An 11,543-nucleotide genomic window follows, 5' to 3' on the forward strand; every position below is an offset into this window, starting at 1 on the left:
CGCCCCAGATACAGGATACCCGCCACCAGCACAAAAAGTGCCAGCGCGTTGACGGCCAGAATCCGCCAGGTCAACGGCGAAAAAAGCCCGTGGCGTTCCTCTATCCGTGTCGCCCGGGTTTCGGACGGACCTGTGTGCTGGTCGTGATCACCAGTCCCAAGATCGCTCATTCAAACCTGCAATAACCGGCCCGGTGTTGATCGGGCCCGCAAAAGGATGCGCGCCAAAGCCATTGCCTTGGCGCGTCAGAAAATCTCTGGTCAGCTCGCCACCGTGGCGGTGTCGCGATAACGATAGCCCACACCATAAAGGGTCTCGATTTCCTTGAATTCCTTGTCGGTCTCGCGGAACTTTTTGCGCAGGCGCTTGATGTGGCTGTCAATCGTGCGGTCATCAACATAGATGTGCTCGCCATAGGCAGCATCAATCAGCTGATCGCGGTTCTTCACATGCCCCGGATGTTTCGCCAGCGCCTGAATCAGCAAGAACTCCGTCACGGTCAGGTTCACATGCTGACCCTTCCAGCTGCACATATGGCGCGACGGATCAAGCACCAGATCACCGCGCTGCAAAACATCATCTGACCCGTTCGGGCGCACGCCGCCTGCACGCATGATTTCCGCACGGCGCAGAAGGGTGCGAATACGTTCAATCAGCAAACGCTGGGAAAACGGCTTCTTGATATAGTCATCAGCCCCCATGCGCAGGCCGGTCAGCTCATCAACCTCGTCATCCTTGGATGTCAGGAAGATCACCGGCATTTCGGTTTTCTTGCGCAAATGGGTCAGAAGTTCCAGTCCGTCCATGCGGGGCATCTTGATATCAAGCACCGCAAGATCAGGCTCTTCTTTCGTGATGGCATGAAGTGCTTCCGAACCATCAGAATATGTCAGGACCTCATATCCTTCTTCTTCCAACGCCATCGAAACCGACGTCAGGATATTCCGGTCGTCATCAACAAGTGCGATCTTACTCACCTGGACCTCATCTACTGGACAGATACATTTCACTCATTCGTCTGGTGACTATACAATTTACATTCCAATGTGGCGAAAAAATAACCACTTGCGGCATAAATAAGGCCCTTCAAATACACGTGCGTTTCAGGCCCTTGGTCATCTGTATTTGTTGACTTTATGTCGCCACGTTCCCTAATTGGCGTAAATATGTCATCCCACGCCCAACGCCCGGCACTTCAAAAGGATCCCGGATCACCGGGGGAGGTCGCGATTTTCTATTGGTTAAGCAATTTCAGCCGCGGAACCCTGATCTTTGCCGGGACGTTTATTTCGGCAATGGTGATTTGGGCGGCTGTCAGCTCGACCGGAAATCTGACCATTCGCGAACTTGAAACCACCGGCGAAGCCCGGCTGGCGCTGTATGACAGCTCATTGCGTGCGGCCATTGATCGCTATCGCTATCTCCCCTATGTCGTCGCCCGCCATCATCAGGTCACCCGCGCGGTCAAAGATCGCAGTACGGCGCAAACCGCCAACCTGTATCTTCAACAGGTCAATGATCAGTCCGGTGCGGCGGCGCTTTATATTCTTGATGACACCGGTGAAACCGTCGCTTCAAGCAACTGGAACACACCAGACAGCTTTGTTGGCGAAGACTATTCCTTCCGCCCCTATTTCAATCAGTCCTTGCAGGGCAACGAAGGGTTCTTTTTTGGCATCGGGGTCACCACCGGGCGGGCAGGCCTGTTCATTTCCAACCCGGTCCGCGACAGTGAAAATGACGAGGTCATCGGAGTCGTTGTCGTCAAACTTGAACTTGATGAAGTTGAACAGAACTGGCAGGACGCGGGCGAGACCGTTTTTGTCTCCGACGCCGACGGGGTGATTACCCTGACCAGTCAGGGGGACTGGAAATATAAAACCCTGTCCCCGCTGTCGCCGGCTGACCGTGCCCGGATCGAAAGCAACCGGCAATATCCCGGTCGCGATCTGCCATCACTTGATGTCGGGCAGCAACTGGCAAAGGGATCGGGCATCGTCGCCATTGATGGTCATCGCTACCTGTTTGACAGCAAACCGATCCGCGGCAGTGCCTGGCGGATTTTCTATCTGACATCCATGGATCAGGTTACGGACCGCCAAGGGGCGGTCATGCTGATCGCGGTGATCGCCGGGGGCATGATCATTCTGGTCATCCTGTTCCTGCGCGAACGCGAACTCAAGCTTGCCTCCCAGCGCGAAGCGCTTGAATTTGAACGTATTCAGGCGCTTAACACCCGTCTTGAAGAAGAAATCACCGAACGGCGCAAAACCGAAGAAGAACTGCGCGGCACTCAGAACGAACTGGTGCAGGCCGGAAAGCTCGCAGCCCTTGGTCAGATGTCGGCCGCCATTGCGCACGAAATCAACCAGCCGATTGCCGCCATCCGAACATTTTGCGCCAGTGCCAAACTGATGATCGAGCGCGGCAAGACCGAAAAGCTTGATCAGAACATCAATCAAATCTCCGCACTCACCGAACGGATGGGCGCCATCACCGGCCAGCTCAAGACATTCTCGCGCAAATCGACGGGGGTTCTGGAACCGGTCGATCTCAAGGTCGCACTTGATAACGCCCTGCAATTGCTAAGCCCGCAATTACAGCAGGAAGAATGCGGCATTGAATGCAATGAACCCGATACGCCGCTTGTTATTCGCGCCGACCTTGTGCGCATCGAACAGATTTGCGTGAACATTATCCGCAATGCGATTGACGCGATGGCTGGCAGCACACCCAAGCGGATCTATATTGACCTGTCTGAGTCCGGGACCGATGTCATCATGCGCATCACCGATACCGGGCCGGGCATGAATGACGAAACCCTGTCTCTTTTGTTTGATCCGTTTTTCACCACCAAGGATCCCGGTCAGGGCGTGGGATTGGGACTTTCGGTAACTTATGGCATTGTGCGGGACTTCGGCGGCAGCATAAAAGCCTATAACAGCGAAACCGCCGGGGCCTGTTTCGAAGTTCGCCTGCCGCTACTCAAGGGTAAAACACCGTGACCACCAAAGACCGCGCGCAAGACAATGACGTCGCACCGCAAATCACGCCACACATCATCATTGTCGATGATGACGAGGCCATGCGCGTCTCTCTTGCCCAATGGCTGGAACTGTCCGATTTCGACGTCACGGTGTATGAAGACGCCCGCGAAGCATTGCACGACATCAATCCCGAGTTCGCCGGGGTGATCCTGACCGATGTCAAAATGCCCAAACTTGATGGCATTACCTTTACCCGGTCCGTGTTGGCAGCCGATCCCGACATTCCCATCATCCTGATGACCGGCCACGGCGACGTGCCGATGGCGGTCGAGGCGATGAAAAGCGGCGCCTATGATTTCGTCGAAAAACCGTTCGAGCCAAAAGACATTGTCGAAAGCCTGGAACGCGCCATTGAAAAACGCCGTTTGGTGATCGAGAACCGAAACCTCCGGCGTCAAATCGAAAACCGCGGCAGCCTTGATTCACGCCTGATCGGCAATTCGGTGGCCATGCGCAACCTTAAGGATGAAATTGCCAATATCGCGCCAACAGAAGTCCCGGTTCTGATTTCCGGCGAAACCGGCACCGGCAAGGAACTGGTCGCGCGTGCCATCCATGATCTCAGCGACCGTCACGATGAAAAGTTTGTCGCAGTAAACTGTGCCGCCATCCCCGAAAGCACGGCCGAAAGCGAACTGTTTGGCCACGAAAAAGGTGCCTTTACCGGTGCCGCAAGCCAACGGATCGGCTGGATCGAACATGCGATTGGCGGCACGCTGTTTCTTGATGAAATATCAAGCATGCCGCTGGCCCTTCAGGCCAAATTGCTCCGTGTGATTGAACAGCGCGAAGTGGTGCGTCTGGGCTCCAATGCGCCGGTAAAAGTCGATTTCCGTCTGATCTGTGCCACCAACGAGGATCTGGTGGCCGCAGTTGCCGAACGCAATTTCCGCGAAGACCTGCTGTTTCGCATCAACACCTTTGAACTGTCCATCGCCCCCTTGCGCGAACGCCAGGATGATGTCGCGCTGTTGTTTGACATCTTCGCCGAACGCGCTGCCGAGCGGTTTGAACGCCCCTATGAGCGCGTCACACCAACCCTGATTGCACAACTCAGGGCGCATGACTGGTCGGGCAATGTGCGCGAACTTAAAAACATGGCCGAACGCTATGTGCTTCTGGTCGGCAGCCCCGAAGAACGCTTCAAACGCCTGTTCAAGGGCGGATTTGAACCATCCGGCCCGCAAACAACGGATCTGGCCCTTGCCGAGCAGCTTCGCGAGTTCGAGGAACGCGTCATCCGCGACGCACTGGATCGCCATGATGGCAACGTCAAATCCGTGATGGAAGAACTCGACATCCCGCGCCGGACGCTCAATGAAAAAATGAAAAAACTCAACATCCGGCGCGATAAATCGGCCTAAGTTATTGTTGCGATGCGATATTTATCTCGCACACGCAATAAGTCGGCAAGATTCCGCCGATCAATTTCGGTAAATCGGCAAGATTATGCCGAATTGCAGAATCGCCAATCCATAAGATATTGATTTATATTATTATTTTTTATTCCGGTTTTGGCATACTCATTGCGTATTAGAATCCCAAAATGATAAACTGACGAAAACACGAGGGAGGAGACCACACAGCCTGTCCAGTTCGGACGGAACAAATGGCTGTCTGAAATCATCTCTCGAACATGGTTCTGAAATGCGCCCTGTATTCTGATCAGCACCATTTGGTGCGATCATGTTCAGGTGTCCGCAAGAACCCAAAAACAACAGGCCCGCCAAACGGGTCATCGAAGAACGTGAAGAATCATATTCTCGAAAGATCCTTTGGATCTATTTGTCGTTAAGAGTGTTAACCCTAGGGAGGACTGTCATGAAGCTCCGTACTCTGCTTACAGCAGCAGCCGCAGCCATGATGCTGACCGCCGCACCCGCGTCGGCACAGCAACTGTCAATCGCAACCGGTGGTACCGGTGGCACTTATTATCCGTATGGCGGTGGCCTTGCGGAACTGATCACCAAATATGTCGATGGTTCCAGCGCCGTTGCCGAAGTTACCGGCGCGTCTGTTGAAAACATGGGCCTGATTTCGCGCGGCGACAGTGACATCGCGATCGGTCTTGCCGATACCGTCTATGCCGGCTTCACCGGCACCGGCAAATTCGAAGGCCGCACCCTTGATAACGTTCGTGCCCTGGCATCGATCTATCCGAACGCAGTTCAGATCGTCACCATGGCTGACAGCGGCATCAACGGTCTTGCCGATCTTAAGGGCAAACGCGTTTCTGTCGGCGCACCGGGTTCGGGTACCGAAGTTTCGGCACAGACCCTGCTGAACGCCAATGGCATCACCTATGATGACATCGAAGAACAGCGCCTGAACTTCAACGAAACCGCAGATGCCCTTCGTGATGGTGACATCGACGCCGGTTTCTGGAGCGTTGGTCCGCCCACCAGCTCGATCCTGAACCTCGCAACCACGCGCGACATCAAGCTGATCGCGCTGACCGATGACGAAATCCTTGCTGCACTGGATGCAGAACCGACCTTTGCACCGTACGCGCTGCGTACCGGCATCTACGAAGGCGTAACCGCACCGGTTAACACCATTTCGACCCCGAACGTTCTGTTCGTGAACGAAGAAATGGACGAGGAACTGGCTTATCAGATCACCAAGACCCTGTTTGAAAAGGTCGAAGAACTGATTGCCATCCACCCGGCAGCAAACGACACCACGGTTGATTTCGCTCTGAATTCGACCCCGATCCCGATGCATCCGGGTGCGCTTCGTTACTACGAAGAAACCGGCATGCCGATTCCGCCGAAGCTGATGCCGTAATCGGATGCTTCTGCAAATGTTTGGGCGGCCATTATTGGCCGCCCTTCTTCTCTTGATAGTGGCATGTTCTGGTCCGGCCCGTCAGGACCACGTCAAGCCCGGCACCGTGATTGACCATCTTGAAGTCATCGGTGCGGACGGGACGCTTCTGGCCAGAACCGAAATTCCACGTCAATCCGGCTGGTGCCTGTATTGGAACCATTCTGTGACCGGTGATGGCGTAATCGACTGTTATGTCGATGATCTGGGCAAGATGGTTCTCCATCGCGCCTATCAGCCCGACTTCGCTGCAGGTCTTGGTCATTACCCAGGTCGTGGTATTCTGACCAGCGCAGAAGGGGGCGGATACTGGATCGAAGATATCGACGAACCTGTGCGCGGCAACGCCTATGTGCTACGCGTGGGGTCACTTGCGGTAAATCATCGCATCGTCACAGACAGTGACGAGATCAACCTTTCAAAGATGGCTGAACACACCCGTGTCACCATCCGCCTTGATACCGGGGAATAAGTTTAATGTCCGAACCGGCACCGCTTCCGTCCATGACGGATAAATTGCCACAGCCACGAATGGTTATGTGGGCAATTTCAATTGTTGCAGTCGCACTTTCTTTGTTCCAGATGTATGGCGCAGGGATCGAACCGCTTGGCCTGTTCTATCAACGCAGTATCCACCTTGCGTTTGTGATGTTCCTGGCCTTTTTGATGTTCCCGGTGTTTGGCAGCAACAAAAAGCGCGGCGCACTTGGCTGGCTGATTGATATCGCCTTCCTTGCCGGTGCCTTTGCCACGGGCTTCTACCTGACCTTCTATCTTGATGAAATTATCAACCGCGCCGGTTTCTGGAGCGACACCGACCTGATCATCGGCGTCATCGCCACGGTCACCGTGCTGGAGGCCAGCCGCCGTGCAGTCGGCCTTGGCATGACCGTGATCGGCATTGTCGCCATCATCTATGCCCTGTCGGGTCCCCGCGGTGCCCTGCCCTGGGTTGGCGAATGGCTGCCGGGCATTCTGTCCCACCGCGGCAACAGTGTTGATCGGCTGGTTGGTCAGCTTTACCTCGGTCAGGAAGGCATCTATGGCCTGCCGATGGGGGTTGCTGCGACCTATATCTTCATGTTCGTGCTGTTCGGGGCATTCCTTGAAGTGACCGGTGCCGGCAAATTCTTTATCGACATGGCCTATGCCGCAACGGGCAAAAAGCCCGGTGGTCCGGCCAAGGCCGCTGTTCTGGCATCGGCTGGTATGGGTTCGATCAGCGGGTCGGCCATTGCCAATGTCGTGACGACCGGTGCTTTTACCATTCCGCTGATGAAGCGCCTTGGCTATCGCCCGGCACAGGCAGGCGGCGTCGAAGCGGCTGCTTCCACCGGCGGGCAGATCACTCCGCCGCTGATGGGGGCGGGTGCCTTCCTGATTTCCGAATATACGCAGGTCCCCTACCTCGAAATCGTTCTGGTTTCGATTTTCCCGGCGGTTCTCTATCTCGGCACGGTTTATCTGTTCGTGCATATCGTTGCCCTGAAACAGGGTATGCGCGGTATGCCGGTCGAAGAACTGCCCGACTGGAAACAGGTTCTTAAGGAAGGCTGGCAATTCATCTTGCCGCTGGGTGTGCTGATTTACCTGCTGGTGCTGAACATATCGCCGATGCGTGTCGGCTTCTGGGCGATCCTTTCCGTGATTGGCGTTGCCGCCCTGCGCTATGCGCTGTGGTTCTTTATTGTCGCCCCGCAAAATGGCGAAAAACCAAGCCATGACAAACTGGTTGCCGCCATTCGCAAGGGCATCGCAATCACCATCGCGGCCCTTGAACTTGGTGCGAAGAACGCCGTTGCCGTTTCCATGGCCTGTGCGGTTGCCGGGATCATTGTCGGCGTTGTCGGCCTGACCGGTCTGGGTCTGAAATTCTCGTCCATGATGATCGCGTTTTCGGGTGGCAACATCGTTCTGGCACTTATTCTGGTGCTGATCGCCAGCCTGATCCTTGGTATGGGCCTGCCGGTGACGGCATCCTATATCGTGCTGATCGTGCTGGTTGGCCCGGCACTTTCGAACGAGTTCGGCATCCCGCTTCTGATCGCCCATCTTGTGGTCTTCTGGTACTCGCAGGACAGTAACGTCACACCGCCCATTGCATTGGCGGGCTTTGCGGGGGCGGCCATTGCCAACGCAAGTCCCATGGAAACCAGTGTGCAGGCGTGGAAGTTTGCCAAGGGTCTCTATCTGATCCCGGCCTTCATGGTGTTTAACCCGGAAATCATCGAAGGCGGCGCAATCGAGCTCGTTCTGTGGACCGGCTTTACCGCCATCCTGTGTCTGGTTGCCTTTGCAGCCGCCCTTGAAGGCTTCCTGTTTGCCACCATGGATGTGTTCTCGCGGATCATCATCGTTCCGGCGACCATCGGTGTCTTCTATCCCGACTTCCGCGCCGAAGTCGCAGGTACCGTCGTGCTTCTTGCGGTTCTGGCCATTAACTGGTGGCAGGGCAAAAAGAACACCCCGACACCGGCTGTCGCCGCAAGCTAAACCTTTCCTTCCTCAAGGAAACTCAAAGCCCGCAGTTCCCGCTGCGGGCTTTTTCTTTGCGCGCCCCATCCATGCGGGCAGGTAGACAGGCCGCGTTCGCACAGATAAATTCCTCATACTATTTCGACCTTAAATCGCGCGCCCCACTCATACCTTGCCGGAATCCGCATGCAATTTTTCACCTTGCTTCGTCAGGCACCGCGCCAGCTGGCCTTTGGCGCGCTGCACAGTTTCGGCTCCTCGTTCGGGCAGACGTTTCTGGTTGCGCTGTTTGTGCCCTTTATCTCGGCAAGCTTGGCACTCAATGAAACCGAATTTGCCAATATCTATGCCGGGATCACCATCGCCAGTGCGCTTTGCCTGCCAGTGGTGGGGCGCTGGATCGACAAGGTGGATATCCTGTCTTACAGCTTGGCAACCATGGCGCTTCTCGCACTTGGGTGTGTGATGATTTCACTCGCCGGCAATGTCTGGATGCTGATCGCCGCCCTGTTTGTCTTGCGTCTGGCCGGGCAAGGCTTGATGAGCCATGTCAGCATGACCGGCATCGCGCGGTATTTTTCCCGCAGTCGTGGACGGGCGCTGGCGATTGCCAGTTTCGGCTTCCCCCTGGCAGAGGCCATCCTGCCCGCGACCTTGCTGGCCCTGATTGCCGCTTTTGGCTGGCGCTATACCTATGCCGGGTCGGCGGTCTTCATTCTGGTCATTCTGCTGCCGGCTGCGATCTGGCTTATTCGCGGGGATGCGAAATTCCGCAAGGCGCCCACAAGATCACCGGCAAAATCAAACGAGTCGCCAAACACATCTGCCGCAACCAACGCCGCCCCATCCAACGCCGATAGCACCGAGTCCCCGTCGCCTGACGCTTCAATTGATCATCCGCGCCTGTTCAAATCGCTTTATGTCTGGTTCTGCATGCCGATGCTGGCCGCACCGCCGCTGATCATGACCGCCCTGTTTTTCCATCAGGGGGCCATTTCCACCCACAAGGAAATTGAACTGGGGTGGTTTGCCGCCGGGTTCACGGTTTTTGCCATCACATCGGTACTGGGCGCGTTTGGCAGTGGTCCGCTGATTGACAAGCATTCGGCCCGCCGCCTGTTTCCCTGGCATCTGATCCCGATGATGGTTGGCATAGCCATTCTTGCCCTTACAACCACGCCATGGGTGATCCTGATTTACATGGGGCTGGTGGGCATTACGGTCGGCTTTGCCACGACACTGCGCACTGCCATCATCCCGGAATTGGTCCCGCTTGATGAAATTGGTGCGGTGCGCAGCACCTTGACCGCCGTGATGGTTCTGGCATCCGCGATGGGACCGGCAATTTATGGCTGGATGTTTGCCGCCGACATTTCGATTGCGATGATGCTGGTCGTTACACTGATTGCATCCGCTGTGGTCAGTATTGGCTCGTGGTTCTCGGAACGGCCGGGGTTCTATGTGCCGCCAAACATTGCGCCCAAAGAAAGCCATTAGGGAAAGCCATTCGGGATAGGGGCCCGGACCCGAACAAAAAATGACCCGAACAAAAAATGACCCGAACAAAAAATGACCCGAACAAAAAAATGGCCCGGAACACAAAAGTGTCCGGGCCAGTCGGGAAAACAGCGTCAAATAGGGAGGAAGACGCTAGATAGAAACCGTAGTCGTAGTCCCTGCCTGCGGGAGCACCTCTTGGGGAGGAAAATCAATCGGCGCTCGACCGCATGCAGTTAGGTCGTCAGTTAGGCAGCACCGCCAACGGTGCCAGCCGGATGGTTTACGTCGGCTGATTTCTCGGAACCTTTGAACAGGTTACGGAAGAAGGAGCCTACGAATTCAGCGCGGAGCTGCTGACCCTTGCGTACACCTGCCTCGATTTCAGTGGTGGAGATGTAACGGGTGGTGATTTCTTCGTAAGTGGCCATGGTGACCTCCTGAAATTTCGTTCGTTGCGACCCATGTCGCTCTCGATGAACTCAATGTAATTTCCTTTACGGGGAAAGAGAATTACCTCAATATGCACATTACTTGTGAATGAGCGTCATAAATAGGAAGCTGAAATATGGATCGCGCCGCGGAAATGGAAATCTTTGTCCATGCTGTCGAGGAGGGAAGCTTCTCGGCCGCTGCCCGGACAATGCGCCTGTCACCGTCAGCCGTCTCGAAATACATCTCGCGCCTTGAGGATCGCCTCGGCGCGCGTCTTTTGATGCGCACCACGCGTCAGCTTAGCCTGACCGAAGAAGGCCGTGCCTTTTACGAACGCGCGCGCACCATCCTGAACGAGATCGAAGAAGCCGAAGAAGTCGTAACACAGCTTTATGCCGCCCCGCGCGGGACATTGCGCATCAACGCATCGGTTGCCTTCACCAAAATGCAGGTGGTGCCCCTGATCCCGGAATTCCTGGCGCGCTATCCGGATGTGCGGATTGAACTGACCCTTGATGACAAATTCACCGATCTGGTCAACGATGGCTATGACCTTGCCATTCGTCTGTCGGCACTTGAGGATTCATCCCTGATTGCGCGTAAATATGCCGTCAACCGCCGCATGATCGTCGCATCGCCGGAATATCTGGAAAAGAACGGCATTCCGCGCAAGCCACAGGAACTTGAAAACCACAACTGTCTGCATCTGTCATCGCGCGAAAGCTTTAACGACTGGCATTTCGAAACCCCGGATGGCCATGTGTCCTTCCGTGCGCAGGGGTCTTTCTCTGCCAATGACGGCGACGTGCTGCACGAAGCGGTTCTGGCCGGGCTGGGCATGGCGCGACTGGCGGAATATCTCGTGCACGAAGATATCCGCACCGGTCGCCTGACCCCGGTTCTGACCGAATATGTCCATGATCAGGCGTGGATTTCGGCGGTGTATCCCCATAAACGCCACCTGTCGCCAAAGGTCCGTGCCTTTGTTGACTTTCTGGCGGAAAAATTCACCCCGGTCCCGCCATGGGAGCTTGGCTTCCGCGATGCCCGTGCGGTCACCCGCAACAGCGACGGCACCACCGACACAGCAGCCGCGGCACGCGATCGCGCCAAATAGCGCACCTAAGCCGACCGATCAAGCGCCTAGAAGGGCAGGGCTTTCTGGTAGGCCGCGAAATCAAACCGGAACTGCAGTTCCGATGAGTTGGAAAGATCATCAAGAATGCGGCTTTCGCCTGTGCGCGCAAAGCCGCATTTTTCATA

General features: G+C 55.7%; 10 protein-coding genes. 7 read left to right on the forward strand and 3 right to left on the reverse strand.

All coding sequences use genetic code 11. The features are described from left to right. Nucleotides 1-170: sensor N-terminal transmembrane domain-containing protein (locus tag B2R48_RS05855; protein WP_296998739.1), on the reverse strand; the 170-nt coding region annotated here is incomplete at its 3' end. A gap of 90 nt (nt 171-260) precedes the next feature. Further along, nucleotides 261-977 carry a response regulator transcription factor gene (locus tag B2R48_RS05860; protein ID WP_084271922.1) on the reverse strand — a complete coding sequence of 239 codons (717 nt, stop codon included), beginning with the start codon at nt 975-977 and terminating at the stop codon, nt 261-263. Nucleotides 978-1,166: 189 nt separating this feature from the next. On the opposite strand from B2R48_RS05860, the gene B2R48_RS05865 reads away from it, so the two are divergent. From B2R48_RS05865 to B2R48_RS05890, 6 genes are all read left to right on the forward strand, one after another. After that, nucleotides 1,167-3,005 carry a sensor histidine kinase gene (locus B2R48_RS05865; RefSeq protein ID WP_296998727.1) on the forward strand — a complete coding sequence of 613 codons (1,839 nt, stop codon included), beginning with the start codon at nt 1,167-1,169 and terminating at the stop codon, nt 3,003-3,005. Further along, nucleotides 3,002-4,411, forward strand: coding sequence for a sigma-54-dependent transcriptional regulator (locus B2R48_RS05870; protein WP_296998729.1), 1,410 nt, complete (start codon nt 3,002-3,004; stop codon nt 4,409-4,411). The genes B2R48_RS05865 and B2R48_RS05870 overlap by 4 nt, the downstream gene beginning before the upstream one ends. A 457-nt stretch (nt 4,412-4,868) precedes the next feature. Beyond that, nucleotides 4,869-5,834, forward strand: a complete 966-nt coding sequence (locus B2R48_RS05875; protein WP_062953637.1) for a TAXI family TRAP transporter solute-binding subunit — start codon at nt 4,869-4,871, stop codon at nt 5,832-5,834. Nucleotides 5,835-5,868: 34 nt separating this feature from the next. Continuing rightward, nucleotides 5,869-6,345 carry a DUF1850 domain-containing protein gene (locus B2R48_RS05880; protein WP_296998732.1) on the forward strand — a complete coding sequence of 159 codons (477 nt, stop codon included), beginning with the start codon at nt 5,869-5,871 and terminating at the stop codon, nt 6,343-6,345. 5 nt (nt 6,346-6,350) lie between these two features. Next, nucleotides 6,351-8,366 (forward strand): TRAP transporter permease, encoded by a 2,016-nt coding sequence (locus B2R48_RS05885; RefSeq protein ID WP_213475372.1) that lies wholly within the window; start codon nt 6,351-6,353, stop codon nt 8,364-8,366. A 168-nt stretch (nt 8,367-8,534) separates the two neighbouring features. Then, entirely contained in the window at nt 8,535-9,845 is a 1,311-nt protein-coding gene (locus tag B2R48_RS05890) for an MFS transporter (RefSeq protein ID WP_296998734.1), read from the forward strand. Nucleotides 9,846-10,093: 248 nt separating this feature from the next. Here the strand turns inward: B2R48_RS05890 and B2R48_RS05895 are convergent, their stop codons facing one another. Then, complete coding sequence (locus B2R48_RS05895; protein WP_008889045.1) at nt 10,094-10,276, reverse strand: hypothetical protein; 183 nt, start codon at nt 10,274-10,276, stop codon at nt 10,094-10,096. A gap of 137 nt (nt 10,277-10,413) precedes the next feature. Here B2R48_RS05895 and B2R48_RS05900 point away from each other — a divergent pair, with 137 nt between their 5' ends. After that, nucleotides 10,414-11,397 (forward strand): LysR family transcriptional regulator, encoded by a 984-nt coding sequence (locus tag B2R48_RS05900; protein WP_296998737.1) that lies wholly within the window; start codon nt 10,414-10,416, stop codon nt 11,395-11,397. The last annotated feature ends 146 nt before the right edge of the window (nt 11,398-11,543 follow it).

Origin of the sequence: Thalassospira sp. UBA848 (genome assembly GCF_002295455.1) — a bacterium.
Lineage (GTDB): Bacteria > Pseudomonadota > Alphaproteobacteria > Rhodospirillales > Thalassospiraceae > Thalassospira.

What these genes read in the sequence shown, in the direction of transcription:
- B2R48_RS05900 (WP_296998737.1), top strand. Translation starts at nt 10,414, where the DNA reads ATGGATCGCGCCGCGGAAATGGAAATCTTTGTCCATGCTGTCGAGGAG.
- B2R48_RS05895 (WP_008889045.1), bottom strand. Translation starts at nt 10,276, where the DNA reads ATGGCCACTTACGAAGAAATCACCACCCGTTACATCTCCACCACTGAA.
- B2R48_RS05875 (WP_062953637.1), top strand. Translation starts at nt 4,869, where the DNA reads ATGAAGCTCCGTACTCTGCTTACAGCAGCAGCCGCAGCCATGATGCTG.
- B2R48_RS05885 (WP_213475372.1), top strand. Translation starts at nt 6,351, where the DNA reads ATGTCCGAACCGGCACCGCTTCCGTCCATGACGGATAAATTGCCACAG.
- B2R48_RS05865 (WP_296998727.1), top strand. Translation starts at nt 1,167, where the DNA reads ATGTCATCCCACGCCCAACGCCCGGCACTTCAAAAGGATCCCGGATCA.
- B2R48_RS05890 (WP_296998734.1), top strand. Translation starts at nt 8,535, where the DNA reads ATGCAATTTTTCACCTTGCTTCGTCAGGCACCGCGCCAGCTGGCCTTT.